Below are 22,556 nucleotides of genomic sequence, written 5' to 3'. Positions count from 1 at the left end.
GCTTTGTGTTTTTTGATAGGCTTATTTATTAATAAGCCTATCTTAAATCTTAAAAGCTAAATGCGGATCTTTTGTAATAAATCCCCTTCATAGATGGCTTCTTTAATTAGGGAAAATGCCGCGATAGTAGAGTCTTGTTGTAACTCACCAGGCACAATGGTTATCTTCTTTTGAAATTTCGGTAAGGTCTGATGAGTCACACTCTGTTGGATAATCGCAAACAAGGTATTACCACATTGGGCTATTTTCCCTGCAATAATTATTTTTTCTGGGTTAAGCACATTGATCAGCATAGCAATGGTTTTGCCTAAATAGTTGGTCGCATCTTGAATGATTTTTTCACATAACGGATCATGATCTGCAGTACGCTTGGTATATTTTTTCTATCGACAAAGTGTCGAGTTCAAGTGAGCTTAAACTACCTCGTTCGAGTGCCATTTGTACTTTTTCAAAAATAATATTATCGTTTATTTCAGTTTCTAAACAGCCAAAATTACCACAGTGACATTGTTTTCCCGCTGGGTTGACTTGAATATGGCCAATTTCTCCGATGTTACAATTTTCACCAATTAAACATTTACCTTGAATAAGAATACCTGATCCTACGCCATGATGGACGCTGAGAAGGATAGAATCCAAACAGTCTCGGGAAGCACCAAAGTAATGTTCAGCCAATGAGAGTGCACGAGTATGATTGCCAATAAAAGTAGGAATATTAAAAGTCTTTTCTATGTTATTAACTAATGGAAATTGATCAAAGGAATAACGTGAGGAATAAATAATTGTACCTTCTTTAGTATTTACTAGACCTGAAAGGGTGAAGGCAATCGCTGATATCTTGGTAGTAAACTCTTTATTCTGGTTAAGTTGTAAGTGTATTTCATGACTAATTTGTAGCATCAAGGCATCGCCATTCGTTGATTCAATGTTAACGTCTTTTGTTGTTAAGGCATTACCGAATAAATCGTAGCGGCTAATTGATAACAGATCACGGCCAATGGTGATTGCTAATACATGGATCGCTTCTCCATTTGGAGCAAGTGAAATGGCGGATCGCCCACCCGTTGACGCTTGTCGCTCTGTTTCTTTGATAAGGCCACTTTCGAGTAGTTGGCGTGTGATTTTAGTAACACTAGCAGGCGCTAGTTTGCTCAAATTGGCAATTTTTACCCGAGAAATTGGGGTATGTTTTTCAATGACTTTATAAATAGCGGCGTAATTGATTTGTTTAATGTTATCAATGTTTGCAATCACTGAGCCAGTAGTAGGGTTGTTTTGTAGCATTGTTGCTTCGCTTTAAATGATAATCTTTGAAATAGAGTTAGTCATTCTAGCAAATATTAGAACCCTTTAATGGTTTTTATTAGGTAACAATAAGTGTTTAAAAAAATGTTTAAAAACTCATAGACACTTTCAAGAAAAGGCTATGAGTTGGGATTTTTCAATTGCTTTGGTAATGGCCATTTAATACAGTTGAAATGACTTTAAAATCATTATCAAATATCGCAAGATTAGCAATTTTACCAGCTTCTATACTACCTAACTTATGATCAACTGATAAAGCTTTAGCTGGGTAAAGTGTAGCCATGCGAACCGCTTCAGCTAATTCGATGCCGACAAATTTAACACTTTTTTCAATAGCTTCAATCATTGTTAAAGCCGCACCACCTAGTGTACCGTCTTGATTAAAGCATTTACCACCTTTGTAATAAACCGTCGTACCAACAAAATCAAACTCTGTAATATCAGCGCCAACGGGAGCTGTCGCATCTGTGACTAATATCAGTTTTTCGCCTAATATTTTCTTAGAAATACGCACATTGGCATAATCGACATGAATGCCATCAACAATGATGCCTGCGTAAATTTGATGATCATAAATTGCGCCGACGACACCAGGTGTTTCTGCCTGTCATAGGACTCATGGCATTAAATAAATGGGTGGCAAAACTTGCACCATTATTAATGGCTTCGCTAGCCTGAGCATAGGTCGCATTACTGTGACCAATTGAAACAACAATACCGGCTTGGTGAAGTTGTTGAATCACTTCGGCAGAGAAGCTTTCTGGTGCGATAGTCACTTTGCTCACGATATCAGCATTGGCACAAATAAGGTCAATAATATCAAGGTCAGGAGAGCGGACAAATTCAGCACGATGAACACCCTTTTTTTCTAAGCTAATAAAAGGGCCTTCAAGATGAAGCCCTAATATTTCATTTTTTGTTTTATCAATAAAATTTCTAGCGACTTTAAGTGCTAATTTAATATCTTCATCGGATGAGGTGATTAGTGTAGGTAAATAACTGGTGCAACCAGACTTGAGGTTGGTTGCCTGCATTATTTCAAGTGTTTGCTCTGATATTTCACTATTGAACATCACACCACCACAGCCATTAATTTGTAAATCAATAAAACCAGGACAAAGGTTTGCACCATTAAGGTCAATGGTTTTAATGCTGTTATCTAAATCAGTGGCTAAGGTAACACTGTCAATTTGATCATTTTTTATAATAACTGCGTGATCTGATAAAACTGAATGTGTTGTGTAAATTGTACAATTTGTGAGTGCATACATAACAAATTTCTTCCTACTTAATTCTAATATTATTTATAGTCATATATTTTTTATGATTATAAATTACTAATATTATCTGCTTCTAACTCAGTAAAGTATTTAAGTGTTTTAACTTTTAGTTCCATGGTGGAATCTGAGTCGCAGACAATAATCGCTTTAACATGAAGTTGCAAAGCTGAAACCGTCCAAAGGTGGTTAATTGAGCCCTCAACAGCGACTTGCACGGCTAATGCTTTATTATGTCCTGTTGCTAATATTAATACCTCTTCAGCCTCTAATAATGTGCCAACACCTATGGTTAAAGCCAATTTAGGTACTTGATTAATATCGTTATCAAAAAGCGAGAGTTAGCCGATCGAGTGTCCGGCGTTAGTGTTTTTACTCGTGTGCGTGAAGCTAATGAAGAAGTTGGTTCATTGAAAGCAATATGGCCATCTGTCCCCACGCCACCCATAAACAGGTGAATTTTTCCATAACTTTTAATTTTCTCTTCGTAACGTAAACACTCTGCTTGTAAGTCTTCTGCTAAACCATTTAATAAATTAATATTTTGCGCTTGGATATTAACGTGATTAAAAAAGTTGTTATACATAAAGCTGTAATAACTTTCAGGGTGTGAAGGAGGAAGCCCTACATATTCATCCATATTAAATGTGACTACATGTTCAAAACTCACTTCACCTGCTTTGTACAGTGCAATCAGACACTTGTAAGTTTCCAATGGTGTACCACCCGTCGGTAAACCTAGAATAAATGGTCGTTCTGCCGTTGGTGAGAATTGATTGATCTTGTTAACGATATAACGAGCAGACCAAAGACCTACAGTAGTTGCATCATGTAAAGGTATTAAGCGCATGGTTTTCTCCTAAAAAAATTTAATATCTAAAGCTAACTGATTAGTTATTAATTCGCAGTGTAAAATAAGTTTGAGTGGAATGCCAAATAAAATGACTGTTTTGCTAAATATTTAGTGATTTAGATCATATTTTAATCTATATTTGTTTGCGGTAGGCGATAATATGTTTAAAGTTTATCCCGAAATTTGTGGTTTTACACCTTGTTTTTATTAATTTGCTTTATGAATTAGGTTTGAACTGTAGATAATAATCATTGCGAAATAAGTGCGTTGTATAATATATAGGAGAGTTAATTATGAACATTCTTGGTTATTTTCAAAAAGTAGGTCGAGCCTTAATGGTGCCTGTAGCTGTTTTACCTGCCGCTGCCATTTTAATGGGTATCGGTTATTGGATTGACCCCAATGGTTGGGGAGGGGATTCAGCATTAGTCGCTTTTTTAATTAAAGCGGGTGTCGCTGTTATTGATAATATGTCGGTATTGTTTGCCGTAGGTGTTGCTTATGGTATGTCTAAGGATAAGGATGGTGTCACTTGCGCTTTCTGGCTTGGTTGGTTTTTTAGTGGTAACAACTTTACTGTCGCCTGGAGCAGTGGCTCAAATTCAGGGTGTTGATCCATCACTTGTTCCCTCTGCATTTGGTAAAATAAATAATCAGTTTGTGGGTATTTTAGTGGGGATTATTTCTGCTGAACTGTACAACAAATTTTCAAGTGTTGAATTACATAGTGCTTTAGCATTCTTCTCTGGACGTCGTTTAGTACCTATTATTGTCTCGGTTGTGATGATCATTGTATCATTTATTCTAATGGCAATTTGGCCTGCTATTTTCTCTGGTTTACAACATTTTGGTGAAACCATCTCTGGTATGGGTGAAGTCGGGGCAGGCATCTATGCTTTCTTTAACCGTTTATTAATTCCAATCGGCCTACACCATGCACTTAATTCGGTATTTTGGTTTGATGTGGCTGGCATTAATGATATTCCAAACTTCTTAAGTGGTCAGACTGGGATTGATGCTGGCACAGCGATTATTGGCAAAACAGGCATGTATCAAGCGGGATTCTTCCCTATCATGATGTTTGGTCTTCCAGGGCCGCGCTTGCTATTTACACGGTCGCCAAAGCTGAAAATAAAGCCAAAGTGGCTTCTATTATGTTAGTCAGCCGCGTTAGCGTCATTTTTTACTGGTGTAACAGAACCGCTTGAATTCTCCTTTATGTTTGCGACGCCTCTGCTTTATGTTATTCATGCAGTATTAACTGGGATTTCTGTATTCCTTGCCGCTTCAATGGGATGGATGGCAGGTTTCGGTTTCTCTGCTGGTCTTGTTGATATGGTGCTTTCTTCACAGAATCCACTAGCAGTGAATTGGTACATGTTGATTGCTCAAGGTATTGTGTTCTTTGCTATTTATTATTTTGTATTCCTGACAGTGATCAAGCGTTTTAATTTGAAAACACCGGGGCGTGAAAACGAAGAACAAGTACCAACAGAAAGCAAAGCCAGTGAAGATATAAATGAACTTGCGACACAATATGTAGTCGCGCTAGGAGGCATTGATAACCTTACTGTGATTGATGCTTGTATCACACGTTTACGATTAACTTTAAAGGACCGCAGTGTTGTTAAAGAGTCCGAATTAAAGGGACTTGGAGCAATGGGAGTGGTTAAGTTAGGTGAAGATAACCTGCAAGTTATTATCGGTACCCAAGCGGAAAGTATTGCTAATCAAATAAAATTAATTAAATAAGTCAATTTTGTTAGGCACTCTGATCTACTACATCTGAGTTGAGGCTTGTCAGAGTGCCTTTTTTAATTAAATTGAAATAATTTGATCTTGTATTGCTAGCTCAATTCTACCATTAGCATTTGTCGAGTAATCTATCTCCGCTGTGGTGATTGAATCCTTAACACAAGAAGCAACAACAATATGCTTTTGACTTGCCGGTAACAACCAATCAAGATGAACCACTTCTTTGCTTGCATCAGATTCAATAGCACGTTCTGGAATGTTTAATTCTCCTTCATAGCCATACTCGATAGTAAGCAATTCATCAGGATGACTTAACAAATTGCATCGATAGTTATCTATGTTTGCTTTTGAGGCTAATAATACACTCGATTTATTATCCGTTAAGCTTGCTTTTAATGGGCTATGTAAGCGCCAATTTAGTTTTTTATCTTCACTCAGAGTGACACAATCAACAAATATTAATCCAATATCTTCAATCAGCACTAAGCTTCTGTAAAACTTTTCAACTGGCTCGGCGTATGAAGCTGTTAAATCTAAAGTGACTAAATGGTAATTCGCTCCACTACGTCTTTCAATTACCTGAGCGGTTGAACTGGGATCATCAAGCTTTTGTCCTTTGTCATCAATTAGGGGAAGGTTATGGGCAATGGTTTGGCGAGTCCATTCACTGTGATGCTTACTACCAAATCGATAGCCATAACTGCCAGTTGGTATCAGGATTCCAATGTTGTCTTCAAACAGGCCAATGTTACCTTGATCTGCATGCCTATGAGAGCTATTACCGAAAGCACTGGCACGATAATAAACAGATAGAGATTGTTGAGTAAACTTGCCTAGACCTGCATGTGCATAATAATGATTTAGTGTCTGTTGCGTAGCTATCTTTTCATCGCTTACTGTTTTATGTGTAACGGCTTGCTCAAATTCAATTTGTTTGATTGTTGGTACGACATCTAAAAGATGTAATCGATAATCTTTAATGGCATGTTCTAGTGCTTGAGATTGTTGATAATCAACCGCATCCCCAAATCTTGCTACATAGATACGCAGAGGGTTTTGTGAGAAAAATCCCGGCCATTCCTTTCCGTCTCGAGTACACCAAAAACCATCACTGAAGGGGTGACAGTCCTGTTCTGGGGCGATAAAGTCCTGTGCGAAATGAACAAAATTCTGATAAAAAGGGTGTTCATAAAAAGAGAAGTCAGATAAACGTTCAATGCTTAAGAATAATGGATGGAACCACTTACTATAGGTGGATGCATAAAAAGAACCCTCTACCCAACTACCATCAATGCCACCATAAAATGGTAAAATACCACGGTAAATAGTGATTGCTTCATTTAACCACAACTCACATTCTTCGATATTATGTTCGCGGTATAAGACAAGTCCTGCAAGACCGAGATAAGCGGGCAAGCGAGAGGTATGTGAATGCCCTGGGAACTGTTTGAAATCATCCTGCTCTAGACGTTCCATAATTTGTTCTGCGATACGCACAAGCATGGGGCGAATAAATAATTGTTTTTCGTTGTCATTTAGAAGCGGACTTAACCAATGATAAGCAAGAAATAGATTACGTGCTAATGAACCACCCGACTTCATCACCCCAAGTGCAGGGGCGTAATAAAGACGCTGGCCCTTCTGGGCTCCATTCCGCTAATTGTAAAAGACGATTAATTGCTTCAAGGCCGTGCTCTTCTTCACCCCAAATTTTATAGAGTAACGTATGTGCCATTAAATCACGGTCAATCCAGTTTCTAGCATTAGCGATAGCTTCGCGTTTTCCTTCCTCTTGACCACGTTGATAATGATTAGGGTAAGTGACTTCAGATAAAGGAATGGATAATGATGCTGTGTGTTTAAGTTTAGGGTATATATCAGCGGAGTGTTGTTTAATCCTGTTGATATCTTCATCGAAGTACATTAACCACTGCTGGCGGTCATCACACAGAGCAAACAACTCTGTCTGCAGTGGGAGCGATGTAATTAGCTAATTCTTCTGTGATGCGAAAGTCAATCCATTCAGATACTTGTGCAGGCTGTGTTTCTGAATTGGCAATTAAACGCCATTGAAACTCTCCAACAGGCAATTCGTGAGAGAGTTGCATTGGTGAGTTAACTGTTTCCCAATTCCATTCATCGCCTGTTGAGAGGCTTTTTAATTGTAAGGTATATTGCTGATTGGGGATATTTTCAGGCCAATTGAAGCTAGGCGGGTTAACCGCCGCTGGGTATGCTTGGCTAGGCGATAGTTGGACTTGAAAATCATGTGTTCTAGACAAGTTAAGCATTATTATTTCCTTTGTTAAACCCATCGTCTTTGTCTTTATTAAACCAAAGGTATTCTCCCGTTTTCGGGTCAATGCTACCGATGATTTTAGCGGGAGTGCCGGTCGCGATACCGTAGGGTGGAACATCTGAGGTAACCACAGAGTTTGAGCAAATAAGCGCACATTTACCGATACGGCAACCTGGGGTAACAGTGACACCACCAGTTAACCAAACGCCATCCTCAATAACGACTTTGCCTGCGACTTCATCGCTTCTGCCACTGAAAATATCGTCCTCGGGGCTATAAACATGATTTGAACCGACGATATTCGCATGAGGGCCGATTAATACATTTTCGCCAATTTCAATATCACCGTTTACATAACTGTATAAACCAATGTAGGATTTTTTACCTATTTGGTTGCCTTTAATACGTACGATTGCTCCAGGAGAAATACGAACATCTTCGCCTGTTTGGCCAAGAATTTGGGCGCGTTTTGTATCATCATGATAATTATTACTTTGGTTACAATAAAGTGTGAATTTACGAAATTCTTCGTCACTTAATTCGCCACCATGTATTTTTTGTACTGACATCAGTAGCCTTCCTTACCAAAAAATTTTGAAAAAAAGGGCCTACTCGGTGAGTAAGCCCTTCGAGTGTAACAATTTTACTCTGAAATGTAGTACTGCTCTTTTAAGTGGTAGAACGGACTTTTGTATACTGAGTAAAGTTTCTTAGGCACGTTTTTCATACGATTACTAACAACAGCTGGAGAAGCTGTGTAACGTAGAATACCAATTGCCCATAGGTTTTCAGCATGAAGCTTCATTACTTCATTAACTTTAGCCGCAAAGGTCGCTTTATCACCTTCTTTTAATAATGCTTCGTAGTAATCAGCTAACTCTTGCATTTCAGGTGTTAGTTTCACACCACTGTTACCTTTAGAAAGGTAATAAGCTGATTGTTTTGGCGCATAGTTATTTTCAGACATAACAGGGAAGTAGTTATTAGCACCAAATAATGGGTTCAAACCAGAGGTATTGTTATGTAATACCATTTGGTAATCACCACCACGACGGATTTGGTTAAAGTAACTTTTCTCATCTGAACGCATGATAAAGCGTAAGCCAATTTTATCCATATCAGCTTTTAGAAGAATTGCACCTTCTTCAGATATTTTACGGCCAGCTTGGAAATGCACTAAGAAAGTTAAGTTCTTGCCATCTTTACCTAAACGATAACCTTCCGAATCACGTTTATCGAGCCCAAGTGCATCTAACATTTTGTTTGCTTTAGCACGGTCCATTTTAGTGTAAGCGCTACTTGTTTCTTCGCTACCACCTGGCGATGACGGTAAAAGAACAGATTGCGCTGGAGTAGAAAGTCCTACACCCAAAATCTGATTTTGCGTATCACGGTCCATACCAACAGACAATGCTTGACGGAAGCTCTTATCACGCATTAAACGTTGAACTTCTTTCTCTTCACCGTCGTAATCTAGGTTTGGAAAAAGTACTAACATATTGGCATGATCATCAAGTTCCATCATACGTGTAGTATAGTCACCTTTTTTCTCACCTTTTTTAAGCGCAGTGAAATCACTGGTTAGCTTAGAAATACGGTCCATATCAACTTCACCAGCAAGTGCTTTCAATATTCTTACTTGTGGTTCAGCTGTTAGTGGCCAAGACATGCCATCAATGTACGGTAATTGATTTCCTTCAGTATCAACTTTCCAGTAGTACGGGTTACGTACTGCTCGTTGTTGAAGCTCTTGTGGATCGGTATTGTAAACCCAAGTGTAAAGCACTGGTAAATCAGGGTTAGTATTTGCACGTGTATTCCAACGGTTGTGGAATAGTTGGCGCCAATCTGTCATACCTGCATCAGCAATTTTCTTATCTAACTCAGCTTTGTCAGCAAACTCAGGTAAGTAATCTTTCAAATAATGCATTGGTGTTTGTGGTAAGCGGAATTCCATCGTAGAACGTTGGTGCATCTCGATAAAATTCGGATTAGATTCTTTGTAAGTTAACTCAAACGTCTGTGCATCAATCACCTTCAGCTTCGCGGTTTCTCCGGCTGATTTGAATAATGATTTAACACTTGGGTTAAGCTCTGTATTTTGCTCTACATTGTTGTACCAAAAAGCAACGTCAGCAGTAGTGAAGGGCATACCATCAGACCACTTCATACCTTTACGTAAAGTAAATGTGTATGTACGTTTATCTTCAGAGAGTGAAAAAGATTCCGCTAAGTTAGGCACATATTCTTGATTATCATCAAGTGCAACTAGGGGTTCATTACTCCATTCATGAAAGTGATAGTTAGGCTCGATTCGACGCCAAGTACCGCCATATTTACCTATTTCATTAACCGGTGTGATGACCATAGGATTTTCTGGGAGGCGCTTATCCACACTAGGAAGTTCACCTTTATCAACTAAAGTGCTTAACGATGGAGCTTCTTGGTAAGCCCATGCATTCAATGAGCCTAGTAGTAGACCCATTGTTATAAGTTTACGTTTCATACCATTTCCTTATCGTGATTGTAAAATATCTCTTCAACAAAGTGACAAGCACTCTCTCTAAAGATTTCTTTGCCATCTAAAGTATCAGTGAATCCGCGTAACTCAGGTATTTCACTTTTACATTTATCTTTGGCGTATTTGCAACGATTATGGAATGCACATCCAGAAGGAGGATTAGCCGCATCAGGAATTTCTCCTGCCAGAATATCGCTACGAATTTGTCGTTCGCTAATGTCAGGTATTGCATGCATTAACGCTTCGCTATAGGGGTGTAAGGGATTATTGAAAAGTGCATCAGTCGGCGCGACTTCTACAATTCGCCCTAAATACATAACACCAACGCGGTCACAGAGGTATTTCACCACGCTCAGGTCATGTGAGATAAACAGATAAGAAAGACCCATTTTCTCTTTCAGCTCTGCTAAAATTTCTAGTATTTGTGCCTGTACAGAAACGTCCAAGGCACTCACTGCTTCATCTGCCACAATAAAACGAGGGCGCGTGATTAATGAACGTGCAATACCAATACGTTGACGTTGACCACCAGAAAATGCATGAGGGTAGCGCATTAAGTGAGAGCTACGTAAGCCAACTTGCTCGATCATAATTTTGGCTTGTTCATACAAATAATCTTTATCTGTATGACCTGCTAATCTCAGTGGCTCTTCTAATATCTCTTGCACTGTCATTCTTGGTGACAGTGATGAATAAGGGTCTTGGAATATCATTTGCACTTCTTGGCGATAGGGGCGAAGCTCCTTATTTGTCATTGGCACAAAATCTATTTTTTCACCGGTTTTACTGTGGAAAATAACTTTACCACCAGTGGGATCTATCGATTTAAGTACTGCGCGTCCAACGGTTGTTTTACCGCAACCTGATTCACCAACTAAACCTAGGGTTTCATTTGGAAATACTTTAAAGGTGACACCATCAACTGCCTTGATGACGCCTGCTCGACGGCTGAAAGCACCGCCTTTCATGCTGAAGTGCATTTGTAGCCCTTCAACTTCTAATAATGGGGTCGTGTTATTATCCATGAGTTATGCCTCGAAACATCTGACCTTGTGGTCATTTTCATGTGTATCAAATGAAGGAACTTCTTTGCGACATCTATCTGTTACTTTGTCACAACGCATCCCGAACGGGCACCCCGTAATTTTACTGTAGGGATCCGGTATACTGCCTTTAATTGGCTTCAGTGCATCAGTGGTATGAAGCGTTGGAATTGAGTCAATTAATGCCTTGGTATAAGGATGTTTAGGCGTTTTTAAGATTTGATCTGTAGTGCCCATTTCAACAATATAACCCAGATAAAATACGGCGATTTCTTCAACCATATTAGCCACCACAGCTAAGTCATGGGTGATCAAAACCAGCGCCATATTTTGTTCACGTTGAATATCTTTAAGTAAACCAAGAATCTGCGCTTGAATGGTTACATCCAATGCCGTTGTTGGTTCATCTGCAAATAACAGACGAGGCCCACAACTTACTCCCATTGCAATCATTACACGTTGACGCATGCCACCAGAAAGCTGGAAGGTATAATCATCAAAGACTTCACTTGCACGGGGAACACGAGCGCGTTCTAACATATGAATCGCATGTGCTTTCGCCTGTGCTTTATCCATATCAGAATGTTGTCTGATTAACTCAACCATTTGGCTACCCACAGTATGGATAGGGCTTAAGCTACTCATCGGCTCTTGGAAAATCATGGAGATTTCTTTACCACGAATTTTATTAATTTCTTTACCATTTTGTTTGGTATTAAAAGTATTGAATGGTTTTTCATTGCGATGATAAATCACTTCACCCTTAGTAATTCTGAACATTGGCTCAGGTAATAAGCGAATTGGCATACGTGCAGTAACACTCTTACCACAACCTGATTCACCTACAATACCAAGGCTCATGCCCTCATAAATGGTTAAGTCAATATCGTTTAATGTGTTTGTTACACCCTCAATGGTATGAAACTGAGCTGACAACATTTTTATATTCAAGTAATTTTTTACGCATAATTAAGCTCTATTCATATATGGGTCGGCAAGCATCACGAAGGCCGTCACCAAGGAAGTTAAAAAATAATACAACAGCGATAACAAATAAGGCGGGGTAAAGTATCCAAGGGTTATTAGCGATAACTGTAATGCTTTGCGCTTCTTGAAGTAGTACACCCCAGCTAACAACTGGTGGGCGTAGCCCTATGCCTAAAAAGCTTAAAGAGGTTTCAGCGATGATCATTGCAGGAATACTTAATGTAGCTTGTGCAATAACGAAACTGGTTGCGCCTGGAATCAGATGTTTACGAATGATGTAGAAGTTACTTGCACCGGAAAGCAATGCGCCTTCGGTGTATTTCTCTTCTTTCAAGCGCATCACGATACCACGCACTACTCGCCCAATACCTGTCCAACCAATCAATGATAAAATCAGTGTGATCATGAAATAAACGACTAATGGTGACCACTGTGGTGGTAATGATGTCGCTAATGCCATCCATAATGGAATCGATGGAAAAGACATTAATACTTCAATCAAACGTTGAATTAAAGTATCAGTTCGACCTCCGTAATAACCTGAAATTCCGCCTAAAATCGTACCAAAAACTAAACTGAGAAATACACCAATCAAACCGATTGAAAGTGATATTCTTGCCCCATGTACAACTTTACTAAACACATCTCGACCGAGTTTATCGGAGCCCATTAGGAACAAGGTCGCTTCCTTCATCAACACCTATAAGGTGAAGATCTGTTTCAATCAAGCCAAGGAATGTGTACTTGTAACCACGGTGAAGAAATTTAATCGGATAAACATCTTCGCCAGCGGTATATTCATATTCAAGCGTGTCCATATTAATTTTACGCGTAATATTATGAATATACGGACGAGTGAAATTACCCTCTTTATCAACCCAATGAATCTCAGTAGGTGCAACATAAGAGTACTTAGCACTGAATGTATTGATATCCTGTACGCTGACAAAGTGTGCAAAAATAGCAACGATGTAAGCAAAGATAATCATGATGGCACTAAACAGCGCCACTTTGTGTTGTTTGAATCTCAGCCACATTAAGCGCTTTTTAGAGGCATAAAATATTTCATTGCCTTTATCCTGTGACTCCAAGCCTGCTTCTAATTTAGCGTCCGTATTTTCTGGCGGACTATAGATAGTAGATGTCATGATGGTTCCTTAAGAAAGTCGAATGCGTGGGTCTAACAACGCAAGAATAATGTCTGAAAGCAATGTACCAATGATGGTCAGTACCGCGAGCATCATTAGGAAGGTCCCTGCTAGGTACATATCTTGACCTCGAAGTGCTTCTAATAAATAAGGCCCAGTTGTTGGTAAGCTCAATACAATGGCCACAATCGCACTACCAGAAACCAAATTTGGTAACTGCCAACCAATAGTTGATGCAAGTGGAGTTACTGCGTGGCGAACAGGGTACTTAAGGATAACTTTGTATGTTGGTAGACCTTTCGAACGCGCGGTATCAACATAGGGTTTGTGTAATTCGTCCATCATGGTGGCGCGCATAATACGAATTTGCGCGGCAGTACCTGATGTACCAACAACAATAACGGGGATCCAGATATGGCTCATTGCATCCCAGAACTTGTCCATGCTCCAATCTGCATTAATGTATTCGGGAGAGAATAGTCCTGAAAAGGGTTGCCCGAACCATTCCAAAGAAAAGTACATTAATAATAAGGCAAGTAGGAAGTTAGGAACGGCTAAACCAAGGAATCCAAAAAAGCTTACCACGTAGTCGAATACTGTATATGGTTTCATTGCTGAAATGATACCGGTTAAAAATGCAGTCACTAATGTAAAAATCAGGGTAACGAAGGTAATTAAGAATGTTAGTCCTAATTTGCCCCAAATAAGATCACTTACTGGTTTTTGATGTTGGAATGAATAACCAAAATCACCTGTTGGGAAGCCACTTATCCATTTGAAATAGTTAACCAGCATACTGTCACTGATGCCTAGTTCCGCTTGAATACTTGATCTCAGCGCGTCAACATCACTGATTGAGCCATCAATCATCATTCTTTCGGAGATGTAGGCATCAACGAAATCACCAGGGGAAGCTGAATAAGTATGAACGAAACGACTGATATAATTATGAGTGTCGGTATGGAAATCAACAAACGTCGCAAAATATATTGCAAAGATAGAGTCTCCTTGATAAATTATTTTATAAAAATTGCGACTGTCCTGTCGCAAAGCAATTTGTTAACATGAGATGCAAAATTTCATGTAAAGAAAATATTTTTATACGTCATGTTAACCTTGTATTTTTGTACAATTATTGTCTGACAATAGTATTTTCTTGTGAAATTATTATGTTTTGAAGGCAATGATGTAAATGCCATACACTGCTTAGTTTGAACTCAGTCAATGTTTTGATACATGAGTCTTAATTTTTTGTGAGCCATGTTCACAAGAAAAAGTTACTGGTAACATTTTTATCGTATTTTGAACAAATAAAACCAGTGCATAAAAAATATCATGTTACAAAAATGTCGCAACTTAACTGTGTTTTTTCATTTTCATGCATAAATAGCTGTTATGTAGATCATTTTTTGTTCAAAAAGCATGTTATTGAAAATAAAAAGTAATAGTTATTTGGAAAATATGTTGTTGAGGCATTTTAGAATACAATCTTAATTGTTAAAAAATTATTATTTTTTGATATAGTGGGTTAGGTCAATAAATATTAAAAGATGATATTTGTAAGTAAATAAAAAGTAGCTATGCTAAATATTTATGGCTGTTTTATTTAAGAAATATACTTCTGTATTTTGTCAAAAATACCTCTATTTAAAGAGGGTGCTTGATAAACTCCATTTTTGTTTTGTATTATTTTTTATTCACTATTTATTGAAAAAAATAATACACAAATTGACAGTACTTAATAATAAAGCAATTTAAGTAGAAGCTTTTTTATTGATATGTTTCTATAAGTTGTGTTTTTTACAATGAGCATTATTACTCCTTGAATAAAACAAAATAAGCCATTAATTGTTTTGCTATTAATAAGCCTCTTAAATGATAAACGAATGCCAAAGGACTTGTGATATGAAAACCTCTATTATTTCCGTTTTTTTATTGGCTTTCTTGCCCTCCGTGGTTATGGCTGATGATATATCGGATCCCTTTTCAGAACTTGATTTTGACCAATTGATGCAATTAAAAATTACTTCAGTGAGCAAAAAAAGTGAAAAGCTTTCAGAGGCGTACACGCTGTTTATGTGGTTACAGATGATGAAATTCGACGCTCTGGTGCAACTAACATTCCCGAAGCTTTGCGTTTAGTCCCTGGTGTTGATGTTGCACAAATTGACCCCAATAAATGGGCGGTGAGTATTCGTGGTTTTACTGGCCGTTACGCTAATAAATTATTAGTCTTAATTGACGGTCGTAGCGTTTATACCCCTAGTTTTTCTGGGGTAAATTGGGAGCATTTTGATTATTTGATGCAAGACATCGCTCGCATCGAAGTGATCCGTGGTCCAGGTGCTACGCTTTGGGGAGCAAATGCCGTTAATGGGATCATCAATATTATTACTCGTGAAGCGGGAGAAAACCCGGGTGGATTATTGTCTGTTTCTGCGGGTAATGAATATAAAGGTGTGGGTATTCGTCAAGGTGGTGAGATATCAGAAAACATGCAATTGCGTGCTTACGCAAAAGGTAAACGTTTAGATGAATCAGTAAATACTTCTGGGCAAGGGCAAGATAATGGTGGTGATTACCTGCAAACAGGTTTCCGTTTAGATATGCAACCCAATGATAAACAATCTTTAACCTTCCAGGGCGACCTATACCGTGATGACTTAAAAGAAGAAGTGAGTTTACCATCATTTGAAGACCCTTATTTTAGCACGGTAAACGGTGATATGGGTGCTAAAGGTGGTAATATCGGTGTTAATTGGGGAATGTTGACAGGATTAGATTCAGAGGTTACTGCTAAATTTAATTATGAATATTACGACCACTATGAAACGTTATTTTCAGAGACTCGTGATACGTTTAATGTGGAATTACAGCAAGCAATTTTCTCCTTTGCAAAATCATGATCTGATTTGGGGAGCGGGGTATCGATATAGTAAAAATAATTTCACCTCTTCACAATATGTTGCGATCGAGAATTCAATAGGTAACAGTGAAATTTGGAATTTATTTGTTCAAGATAGTATCAGTTTTCCAGAGCAAAACATGACGCTAACTTTAGGAGCTAAATTAGAGAATAATAATTTTACTGGTACAGAAATACAGCCGAATATCCGACTTGCCTGGGTACCTACTGATAAGGTGACATGGTGGGGCGCTATCTCGCGAGCAAATCGAACCCCATCACGTGCAGATGTTGAATCGATAGTATTTACTAGTATAGAGATTCAAAATGGTTTTCCTATTGCGAGAAAAGCTTATGGGAATAAGAATTTTAAGTCTGAGCAATTAGATGCCTATGAACTTGGAACGCGTTGGATATTAATGCCACAACTATCTTTAGATATTGCTACTTTTTATAATCAGTATGACAATTTACGTAGTTCGAGCCTTGGTACTGCTTATTTGAGTGATGATTATACTTATATGGTAGTTCCAATCTATCTAGGCAATACGATAGAAGGTAATAGTAAAGGTTTTGAGTTATTAATGAACTGGCAGGCAACTTCAACGAGTCGTTATCGTTTAGTCTATAATTATTTAGATATAGATCTTTCCGATAAAGAGGAAAATGAGGCCAGTACGACGATTATTACTTTAGTGGAGGGTAGAGCTTTAAAACATCAAGTTTCATTATGGGGGCTTTTGATTTAAGTTCCAATGTTGAGCTGGATGCTCGCCTTTATTACAACGCAGACACGTAGTTGGAATGGTAGTAATATTGATGCCATTGTGGATGCAGATCTTCGCCTAGGATGGCAAGCAACCGAAGCATTAAGTTTATCCTTAGTAGGACGCAACCTATTACATTCTGCTGAACAAGCATTTATCGCTGAAGCATGGGAGTCTGCATCTGCTATTGAACGCAGTTTTTATCTAAATGCGACTTATAAATGGTAATTAATGAAGCGAAATATGACTACTTTTAAAAAGTATTTTTGCACACAATTAGCTATTTTATTGGTGATGATCTTTACATCATGCTCAGTGTTATCGGCTACCCCGACGATAAGTGCTTTGAAAGTGGCATACTTGTATAATATCGCCAAATTTACCCTGTGGCCCTCGGATACTTGGGACTCTCCCACATCTCCTTTTTATTTCTGTAGCTATGGTGATGATGATGTCATCTCAGAATTACAAAGCTTAGAAGATAAAACCATTGCGGGTCACCCAATTAAATTATTAAAACCCAATCAAGAAAATGAATTTAAACAATGCCATGCTATCTATATTGATACCAACAAAGGTACTCGTTACCGTTACTTACTTTCTTTAATTAATCAAGATACTGTACTTACTATTACTGATGACGGGGCTTTCTTTGACTATGGGGGACTTATTAATTTGATAGAAAAGGATCAACGTTTACGCTTTGAAGTGAATATACAACAATTGGCTAATTCTCAATTAAAATTTAGCTCTAAGTTACTGCAACTTGCCATTCTTATTGATGGTGAAGGTTAATATGATAATAAAATTAAGTAACCTTTCCTTACGTGGCCAATTAACTTCTATCGGTTTATTTTCTGGTGCGCTAGTGGCTTTGATCATAGTTGCCCTAATTGGTTTTATGCAATATCAATACAGTCATGATGATGCCAAGAATCAACTGCAGGCATTATCAAAACTTATCGCCGCACAAAGTACCGCTTCTCTTGCCTTTCACGATCCTAATTCAGCCTTAGAAAACTTAAATAGCTTATCTGTTAAGTCAGAAATTGTATTAGCAAGGATCTATGATAGTGAAGATCAGTTATTAGCTGAGTACCTTAAACCTTCATTTGCAGATGAAGTAGATCAAGAAATTCTAACAATGAGTCTTGAACGAATGCAAAGCCAAATACTTGATAATGTGTTGCATCATATTGAAGCAGTATATCTTGAAGACAAAATATTGGGTCACGTATTATTGATGGATGATAATAGCTTGTTGCGAAAGCGATTAGAAAAGCGACTAATATTTACACCTTTTATACTTATTTTCGCGACATTTTTGGCTTTCTTGTTAGCTGTCAGGTCGCAACGAATCATTTCTCAACCCATATTAGAAATAACAAAAGTGATGCAGGAAGTCTCCGATAAAAAAAATTATCATTTACGTATTTCAGGGCGATGACAGGATGAGATCGGCTCTTTGATTAAAGGGTTTAATATGATGCTTGATAGAGTGGAAACCCGTGATCGAGATTTAGAAAATCATCAAAATACCCTAGAAGAAAAAATTGCCCATAGGACTCAAGAGTTAGTTCTAGCGAAAGAAAGTGCGGAAGCCTCAAATAAAGCAAAAAGTGAGTTTTTAGCGACTATGAGCCATGAAATTCGTACTCCAATGAATGGGGTTTTAGGCATGACAGAGTTGTTGTTAGCAACAAACTTGAATCAACGCCAGCAACGCTTTACCGAGACAGCCTATCAGTCGGGAAAAAACTTACTTGAGATCATTAACGATATTTTAGACTTTTCTAAAATTGAAGCAGGGAAAATGGAAATTGAGTCCATTGAATTTAACTTGCGTGAATTAATCGAAGAACTTGGTGTTCTTTACGCTGAATCTGCCTATACCAAAAGAATTGAGCTAGTGCTTTTAATTCCCCCAACTTTACCTACTTTTTATCAAGGAGACCCTGGTAGGTTGAGACAGGTTTTAAATAACCTGCTTAGCAATGCACTTAAATTTACTCAGCAAGGGCAAGTATTATTGCGTTTAACTATGCATGAAGGTAATCAATTACAATTTGAAATCGAAGATACTGGTATTGGTATCCAAGAAGATAAAATAGAGCATATTTTTAATTCATTTTCTCAAGCGGATAGCTCAACCACTCGTAAATATGGCGGAACGGGACTAGGGCTTCCAATTGCAAGGCGACTTGTTGATATGATGGGCGGAGAGCTTATTGTTAAATCACAAGTTAATCATGGAAGCTGTTTTTCATTTACATTGCCACTTACGATCAAAAAACATGTTGCCGCAAATATTCCATTAGCTTTATCTTCTTTACAAGATAAACGCATTTTAGTTGTTGATGACAATCATACCAATCAATTACTATTTAAAGAGCAATTAGCCGCTATTAAGATGAACTGTGATTTAGCCGGTAATGGTCGACAAGCGTTACAGTTAATTCAACTTGCAGAAATAAAAAAACAGCCCTACCAGTTACTTATTCTGGACATGAATATGCCTAATATGGACGGTTTGCAATTAGTCGCTGAAGTACGTAAAAACACTCAGTGGCAACAGCCAGAAATGGTCATGTTAAGCTCAACCGAAGCAAGCATTCAGTCGCTACAGGATAATCGCATTGCTTGTTTCTTGAATAAGCCAGTATTACAAAAAGAGCTTTATCAATGTTTAATTCAAGCCTTTCAGCAGGAAAGAAAAACTCAAGCTAATAAAGCGCGTAAAAATGTTGAAGACTTACATTTTAATTACCCTTATCGCATTTTGGTTGCAGAGGATAACAAAGTAAATCAAGAAGTGGCCATGATCATGTTGGAGTCCTTTGGTTTACAGGTTGATATTGCCAAACATGGTATTGCGACCATTGAGGCGGTAAAAGAGCATACCTATGATTTGATTTTAATGGATATGCAAATGCCAGAAATGGACGGGTTAGAAGCAACTCGACAAATCCGTCTTATGGAGGCTGGTCAACCATCATTTTCTGAATTAACCATTATTGCATTAACTGCTAACGCAATGGATGGCGATAAGGGACTATGTTTACAAGCCGGAATGAATGATTACTTGAGTAAGCCCTTCTCAAGGGATGGCCTTTACGATGCATTAGTACCCTGGCTAAATATTCCTAGGAAAAGCGCTTTAGCGCATCATGATAATAATTCAAATCATGAATCAATCGAAGCAGAAGCTATGGTTGTTGACCCTTCCGTGTTAGCGAAAATTGCGTCATTAAAACCAGACCAACCAGATGTGTTAGTTAGCAAAGTGACACAATTGTTCCTAAACACTCTAGAGGAAACCCTTAAAGATTTATTGGTTCCTAATCAAGAGGTTGAGAACATACGCAAACTAGCTCACACTCTCAAATCAAGTAGTGCGAATGTTGGAGCGCATCATTTAGCAGAGCTTTGTAAGCAATTAGAGCAATCCGTCAGAAAAGAATTACTGACTTCATTACCTGAGTTGATTAATAAAATTGAACTCGAATCAGATAAGGTAACGCATTATTTCGAAGGCCAAGCACAATATAAAACGCAGGACTAAATTGAGGCACTATGCATAGAAAAAGATATTAGTTGTTGATGATGATGAAATGACGCGTCTTCTGCTTTGTCAGGCGCTCTCATCAGAAATGTATCAAATTATAGAGGCTAAAGATGGTGCAGAGGGATTTGCTCTATTTAATCAACATGCGCCTGATTTAGTGCTATTAGATGTTGATTTACCTAGATTAAATGGCTTTGAAGTTTGTAAATTGATCCGTGAGTCTAATACAAAGAAAAACGTACCTGTAGTGATGATCACCGGTATGGATGACACAGAATCCATTGAAAAAGCGTATCGTTTGGGGGCGACAGACTTTGTTGCTAAACCTATCAACTGGTCTTTGATCAGGCACCATTTGCGTTACGTCTTGCGAAGTAATCATTACCTAGAGTCGCTAAAGAAAAGTGAGTCTCGGCTTGAACATGCACAACAAATTGCCAAATTAGGTCATTGGGAAATAGCAGGCGTAAATGGACGCTTATTACTTTCGAAACAACTCTCTAAAATGTTAATGTTATCAGAAACAAAATTTGAAGATGGCATAAATTATTTATTAACAATCATTCATCCTACAGAGCGATTGTATGTTGAAAGTGTCATATTACAGGCTTTTTCAGATGGAAAACCCTTTAATTTAGATATTAGAATACAACTTATCGACCAATCATTATTACATGTTCAATTGCAGGGCGTATTATTAGAAAGTAACCATGCCAAAAATGCCAAACCCGTATTATCAGGTGTTATGCAGGATGTTAGTGAACTCAAAAAATCTCAAGAAAAATTAGTGCATATCGCCCATCACGACTCTTTGACCAACTTACCTAATCGCATTCTGTTTCAACAGCAACTTGAAAGAGCAATGCAACGTGTCGCTCGATTAGGTCGAAAAGTCGGTTTATTGTTTATTGGTTTAAATCGTTTCAAAAATATTAATGACTCATTAGGGCATAAAGTGGGTGATGCAGTTTTGTGTGAAGTCGCTGAACGCTTTAGATCGGAATCGCATAACTACGATATGGTTGCTCGCTTTAGTGGTGATGAATTTGCCATCATCATTGATACCGTTGAGGATGCACAACAGGTGCTTGGTTTCATTCAGCGTCTAAAAAAGTTATTTGAAAAACCATTTTATGTTTCCAATAAAATGATTTATTTAGAAGCGAGCATTGGTGTAGGTTTTTATCCTGATGATGGTAAAAATCCCGAAGAATTATTACGTAATGCCGATACCGCGATGTATCAAGCAAAACGTTCAGAGCAATACCAGTTTGCATTTTATTCCAGTGAGTTAAGAGATAGTGTTATTCGACGTTGGTCACTTGAAAATGAACTACGTGATGCACTAGAAAACAATCACTTTAAATTACTCTATCAACCTAAGGTTTGTACCAGCAAACAACAAATAACAGGCGTTGAAGCACTTATCCGTTGGGATAGAGGCGATAAAACACCCGTTTTCCCCGATGAGTTTATTCCAATTGCCGAAGAAACTGGGTTGATTATTCCAATTGGAAAGTGGGTTATTCAAGAGGCTATTCAGCGACTACGTAGCTGGCAACAAACCCCATGTGAACATTTAACCGTGGCAGTAAATGTATCTGGAAGACAGCTATACAGTGAAGACTTTACCGAATATGTGGCAAGTGTACTAGCGCAAGAGAGTATTTCAGCATCGCAACTTGAGATTGAAATTACAGAAGAGCATCTTGTGCCAAGTAATCAAGAGGGAAACTGTCAGGCGACATTAAGAGGGTTAAGTGACCTAGGTATAAAAATGTCTATTGATGATTTTGGAACGGGTTATTCCTCTTTCTCACAGCTGAAAAACCTACCTATTTCTAAATTAAAGATCGACAAATCTTTTATTGATTTTCTACCAGAAGGTAAACAGGATGTCGCAATTGTAAAATCAATTCTTAACTTAGCTAAAAATTTAGAATTAAGTGTTGTTGCTGAGGGGGTAGAAACCTTTGAACAATTAACCTGTTTACGCCAGTATGGTTGTGATTATATTCAAGGATATTACTACTCAAGGCCAGTTTCTGCAGAAACAATAATGCAGTTAATTAAGGAAGCTAATTTTGAAGTGTTAGAGCATGATAAACACAATAAAATTTGTAAAGGTTAA

Annotated in this window: 26 protein-coding genes and 1 pseudogene; 11 read left to right on the top strand and 16 right to left on the bottom strand. The window is 38.0% G+C overall.

The window, feature by feature from the left end:
* Positions 1-56: 56 nt before the first annotated feature.
* The 6 genes from ACLKMH_RS01015 to nagB form a co-directional block, all read right to left on the bottom strand.
* Positions 57-332 carry an ROK family protein gene (locus ACLKMH_RS01015; protein WP_413702225.1) on the bottom strand — a complete coding sequence of 92 codons (276 nt, stop codon included), beginning with the start codon at positions 330-332 and terminating at the stop codon, positions 57-59.
* A 19-nt stretch (positions 333-351) separates the two neighbouring features.
* The gene (locus tag ACLKMH_RS01010; protein WP_413700503.1) at positions 352-1,284 is read right to left on the bottom strand and encodes an ROK family protein; all 933 of its coding nucleotides are present in this window, start codon (positions 1,282-1,284) and stop codon (positions 352-354) included.
* A gap of 157 nt (positions 1,285-1,441) precedes the next feature.
* Entirely contained in the window at positions 1,442-1,819 is a 378-nt protein-coding gene (locus tag ACLKMH_RS01005; protein ID WP_413700502.1) for an amidohydrolase family protein, read from the bottom strand.
* A 55-nt stretch (positions 1,820-1,874) separates the two neighbouring features.
* Complete coding sequence (gene nagA / locus ACLKMH_RS01000) at positions 1,875-2,576, bottom strand: N-acetylglucosamine-6-phosphate deacetylase (protein ID WP_413700501.1); 702 nt, start codon at positions 2,574-2,576, stop codon at positions 1,875-1,877.
* 56 nt (positions 2,577-2,632) lie between these two features.
* The gene (locus tag ACLKMH_RS00995) at positions 2,633-2,884 is read right to left on the bottom strand and encodes a hypothetical protein (protein WP_413700500.1); all 252 of its coding nucleotides are present in this window, start codon (positions 2,882-2,884) and stop codon (positions 2,633-2,635) included.
* On the bottom strand, positions 2,875-3,432 hold the full coding sequence (gene nagB, locus ACLKMH_RS00990) for a glucosamine-6-phosphate deaminase (protein WP_413700499.1): 558 nt from the start codon (positions 3,430-3,432) through the stop codon (positions 2,875-2,877). Before nagB ends, ACLKMH_RS00995 begins: the two co-directional genes overlap by 10 nt.
* Positions 3,433-3,728: 296 nt before the next feature.
* Between nagB and ACLKMH_RS00985 the strand changes: the two genes are divergently transcribed.
* The 3 genes and pseudogenes from ACLKMH_RS00985 (at position 3,729) to ACLKMH_RS00975 (ending at position 5,187) form a co-directional block, all read left to right on the top strand.
* Positions 3,729-4,049: a PTS transporter subunit EIIC gene (locus ACLKMH_RS00985; protein ID WP_413700498.1), complete on the top strand. Its 321-nt coding sequence runs from the start codon at positions 3,729-3,731 to the stop codon at positions 4,047-4,049.
* Positions 3,937-4,641, top strand: a pseudogene (locus ACLKMH_RS00980) (PTS transporter subunit EIIC); the annotation flags it as partial. The gene ACLKMH_RS00985 and the pseudogene ACLKMH_RS00980, both read left to right, overlap by 113 nt.
* Positions 4,642-4,653: 12 nt before the next feature.
* Positions 4,654-5,187, top strand: a complete 534-nt coding sequence (locus ACLKMH_RS00975; RefSeq protein ID WP_413702224.1) for a glucose PTS transporter subunit EIIB — start codon at positions 4,654-4,656, stop codon at positions 5,185-5,187.
* Positions 5,188-5,253: 66 nt separating this feature from the next.
* Here the strand turns inward: ACLKMH_RS00975 and ACLKMH_RS00970 are convergent, their stop codons facing one another.
* The 10 genes from ACLKMH_RS00970 to ACLKMH_RS00925 form a co-directional block, all read right to left on the bottom strand.
* Positions 5,254-6,792 carry a heparinase II/III family protein gene (locus tag ACLKMH_RS00970; protein ID WP_413700497.1) on the bottom strand — a complete coding sequence of 513 codons (1,539 nt, stop codon included), beginning with the start codon at positions 6,790-6,792 and terminating at the stop codon, positions 5,254-5,256.
* Positions 6,764-7,150, bottom strand: coding sequence for a hypothetical protein (locus ACLKMH_RS00965; protein WP_413700496.1), 387 nt, complete (start codon positions 7,148-7,150; stop codon positions 6,764-6,766). Before ACLKMH_RS00965 ends, ACLKMH_RS00970 begins: the two co-directional genes overlap by 29 nt.
* A complete protein-coding gene (locus ACLKMH_RS00960) occupies positions 7,134-7,481 on the bottom strand; it encodes a hypothetical protein (RefSeq protein ID WP_413700495.1) in 348 nt (115 codons plus the stop codon). Before ACLKMH_RS00960 ends, ACLKMH_RS00965 begins: the two co-directional genes overlap by 17 nt.
* Positions 7,474-8,058 carry an acyltransferase gene (locus ACLKMH_RS00955; protein ID WP_413700494.1) on the bottom strand — a complete coding sequence of 195 codons (585 nt, stop codon included), beginning with the start codon at positions 8,056-8,058 and terminating at the stop codon, positions 7,474-7,476. The genes ACLKMH_RS00960 and ACLKMH_RS00955 overlap by 8 nt, the downstream gene beginning before the upstream one ends.
* Before the next feature lie 74 nt (positions 8,059-8,132).
* Complete coding sequence (locus tag ACLKMH_RS00950) at positions 8,133-9,995, bottom strand: ABC transporter substrate-binding protein (RefSeq protein WP_413700493.1); 1,863 nt, start codon at positions 9,993-9,995, stop codon at positions 8,133-8,135.
* On the bottom strand, positions 9,992-11,035 hold the full coding sequence (locus ACLKMH_RS00945) for an ABC transporter ATP-binding protein (RefSeq protein ID WP_413700492.1): 1,044 nt from the start codon (positions 11,033-11,035) through the stop codon (positions 9,992-9,994). The genes ACLKMH_RS00950 and ACLKMH_RS00945 overlap by 4 nt, the downstream gene beginning before the upstream one ends.
* Before the next feature lie 3 nt (positions 11,036-11,038).
* On the bottom strand, positions 11,039-11,992 hold the full coding sequence (locus ACLKMH_RS00940; RefSeq protein ID WP_413700491.1) for an ABC transporter ATP-binding protein: 954 nt from the start codon (positions 11,990-11,992) through the stop codon (positions 11,039-11,041).
* 37 nt (positions 11,993-12,029) lie between these two features.
* Complete coding sequence (locus ACLKMH_RS00935) at positions 12,030-12,734, bottom strand: ABC transporter permease (RefSeq protein ID WP_413700490.1); 705 nt, start codon at positions 12,732-12,734, stop codon at positions 12,030-12,032.
* Positions 12,697-13,188 (bottom strand): hypothetical protein, encoded by a 492-nt coding sequence (locus ACLKMH_RS00930; RefSeq protein ID WP_413700489.1) that lies wholly within the window; start codon positions 13,186-13,188, stop codon positions 12,697-12,699. Before ACLKMH_RS00930 ends, ACLKMH_RS00935 begins: the two co-directional genes overlap by 38 nt.
* Before the next feature lie 9 nt (positions 13,189-13,197).
* Entirely contained in the window at positions 13,198-14,238 is a 1,041-nt protein-coding gene (locus tag ACLKMH_RS00925) for an ABC transporter permease (RefSeq protein ID WP_413700488.1), read from the bottom strand.
* An 855-nt stretch (positions 14,239-15,093) separates the two neighbouring features.
* Between ACLKMH_RS00925 and ACLKMH_RS00920 the strand changes: the two genes are divergently transcribed.
* From ACLKMH_RS00920 to ACLKMH_RS00885, 8 genes are read left to right on the top strand one after another with little or no spacing between them, the layout of a single operon-like run.
* On the top strand, positions 15,094-15,330 hold the full coding sequence (locus tag ACLKMH_RS00920) for a hypothetical protein (RefSeq protein WP_413700487.1): 237 nt from the start codon (positions 15,094-15,096) through the stop codon (positions 15,328-15,330).
* Entirely contained in the window at positions 15,267-16,094 is an 828-nt protein-coding gene (locus tag ACLKMH_RS00915; RefSeq protein ID WP_413700486.1) for a TonB-dependent receptor plug domain-containing protein, read from the top strand. The genes ACLKMH_RS00920 and ACLKMH_RS00915 overlap by 64 nt, the downstream gene beginning before the upstream one ends.
* Positions 16,081-16,842 (top strand): TonB-dependent receptor plug domain-containing protein, encoded by a 762-nt coding sequence (locus ACLKMH_RS00910; protein WP_413700485.1) that lies wholly within the window; start codon positions 16,081-16,083, stop codon positions 16,840-16,842. The genes ACLKMH_RS00915 and ACLKMH_RS00910 overlap by 14 nt, the downstream gene beginning before the upstream one ends.
* Positions 16,843-16,860: 18 nt before the next feature.
* On the top strand, positions 16,861-17,088 hold the full coding sequence (locus ACLKMH_RS00905) for a hypothetical protein (protein WP_413700484.1): 228 nt from the start codon (positions 16,861-16,863) through the stop codon (positions 17,086-17,088).
* Positions 17,089-17,091: 3 nt separating this feature from the next.
* Positions 17,092-17,655 (top strand): YfiR family protein, encoded by a 564-nt coding sequence (locus tag ACLKMH_RS00900; protein ID WP_413700483.1) that lies wholly within the window; start codon positions 17,092-17,094, stop codon positions 17,653-17,655.
* Between the two features lies 1 nt (position 17,656).
* Positions 17,657-18,307: a CHASE sensor domain-containing protein gene (locus ACLKMH_RS00895; protein WP_413700482.1), complete on the top strand. Its 651-nt coding sequence runs from the start codon at positions 17,657-17,659 to the stop codon at positions 18,305-18,307.
* A gap of 36 nt (positions 18,308-18,343) precedes the next feature.
* A complete protein-coding gene (locus ACLKMH_RS00890; protein ID WP_413700481.1) occupies positions 18,344-20,422 on the top strand; it encodes a response regulator in 2,079 nt (692 codons plus the stop codon).
* Between the two features lie 25 nt (positions 20,423-20,447).
* Positions 20,448-22,556, top strand: a complete 2,109-nt coding sequence (locus ACLKMH_RS00885) for an EAL domain-containing protein (protein WP_413702223.1) — start codon at positions 20,448-20,450, stop codon at positions 22,554-22,556.

Origin of the sequence: Psychromonas sp. KJ10-10, from assembly GCF_047323245.1 — a bacterium.
In the GTDB taxonomy this organism is placed as follows: Bacteria; Pseudomonadota; Gammaproteobacteria; order Enterobacterales; family Psychromonadaceae; genus Psychromonas.
This window is presented reverse-complemented; position numbering and strand designations above follow the sequence as displayed.

What these genes read in the sequence shown, in the direction of transcription:
- ACLKMH_RS01010 (WP_413700503.1), bottom strand. Translation starts at nt 1,284, where the DNA reads ATGCTACAAAACAACCCTACTACTGGCTCAGTGATTGCAAACATTGAT.
- nagA (WP_413700501.1), bottom strand. Translation starts at nt 2,576, where the DNA reads ATGTATGCACTCACAAATTGTACAATTTACACAACACATTCAGTTTTA.
- nagB (WP_413700499.1), bottom strand. Translation starts at nt 3,432, where the DNA reads ATGCGCTTAATACCTTTACATGATGCAACTACTGTAGGTCTTTGGTCT.
- ACLKMH_RS00985 (WP_413700498.1), top strand. Translation starts at nt 3,729, where the DNA reads ATGAACATTCTTGGTTATTTTCAAAAAGTAGGTCGAGCCTTAATGGTG.
- ACLKMH_RS00975 (WP_413702224.1), top strand. Translation starts at nt 4,654, where the DNA reads ATGTTTGCGACGCCTCTGCTTTATGTTATTCATGCAGTATTAACTGGG.
- ACLKMH_RS00970 (WP_413700497.1), bottom strand. Translation starts at nt 6,792, where the DNA reads ATGAAGTCGGGTGGTTCATTAGCACGTAATCTATTTCTTGCTTATCAT.
- ACLKMH_RS00960 (WP_413700495.1), bottom strand. Translation starts at nt 7,481, where the DNA reads ATGCTTAACTTGTCTAGAACACATGATTTTCAAGTCCAACTATCGCCT.
- ACLKMH_RS00955 (WP_413700494.1), bottom strand. Translation starts at nt 8,058, where the DNA reads ATGTCAGTACAAAAAATACATGGTGGCGAATTAAGTGACGAAGAATTT.
- ACLKMH_RS00950 (WP_413700493.1), bottom strand. Translation starts at nt 9,995, where the DNA reads ATGAAACGTAAACTTATAACAATGGGTCTACTACTAGGCTCATTGAAT.
- ACLKMH_RS00945 (WP_413700492.1), bottom strand. Translation starts at nt 11,035, where the DNA reads ATGGATAATAACACGACCCCATTATTAGAAGTTGAAGGGCTACAAATG.
- ACLKMH_RS00940 (WP_413700491.1), bottom strand. Translation starts at nt 11,992, where the DNA reads ATGTTGTCAGCTCAGTTTCATACCATTGAGGGTGTAACAAACACATTA.
- ACLKMH_RS00935 (WP_413700490.1), bottom strand. Translation starts at nt 12,734, where the DNA reads ATGAAGGAAGCGACCTTGTTCCTAATGGGCTCCGATAAACTCGGTCGA.
- ACLKMH_RS00930 (WP_413700489.1), bottom strand. Translation starts at nt 13,188, where the DNA reads ATGACATCTACTATCTATAGTCCGCCAGAAAATACGGACGCTAAATTA.
- ACLKMH_RS00920 (WP_413700487.1), top strand. Translation starts at nt 15,094, where the DNA reads ATGAAAACCTCTATTATTTCCGTTTTTTTATTGGCTTTCTTGCCCTCC.
- ACLKMH_RS00905 (WP_413700484.1), top strand. Translation starts at nt 16,861, where the DNA reads ATGCTCGCCTTTATTACAACGCAGACACGTAGTTGGAATGGTAGTAAT.
- ACLKMH_RS00900 (WP_413700483.1), top strand. Translation starts at nt 17,092, where the DNA reads ATGAAGCGAAATATGACTACTTTTAAAAAGTATTTTTGCACACAATTA.
- ACLKMH_RS00895 (WP_413700482.1), top strand. Translation starts at nt 17,657, where the DNA reads ATGATAATAAAATTAAGTAACCTTTCCTTACGTGGCCAATTAACTTCT.
- ACLKMH_RS00890 (WP_413700481.1), top strand. Translation starts at nt 18,344, where the DNA reads ATGATGCTTGATAGAGTGGAAACCCGTGATCGAGATTTAGAAAATCAT.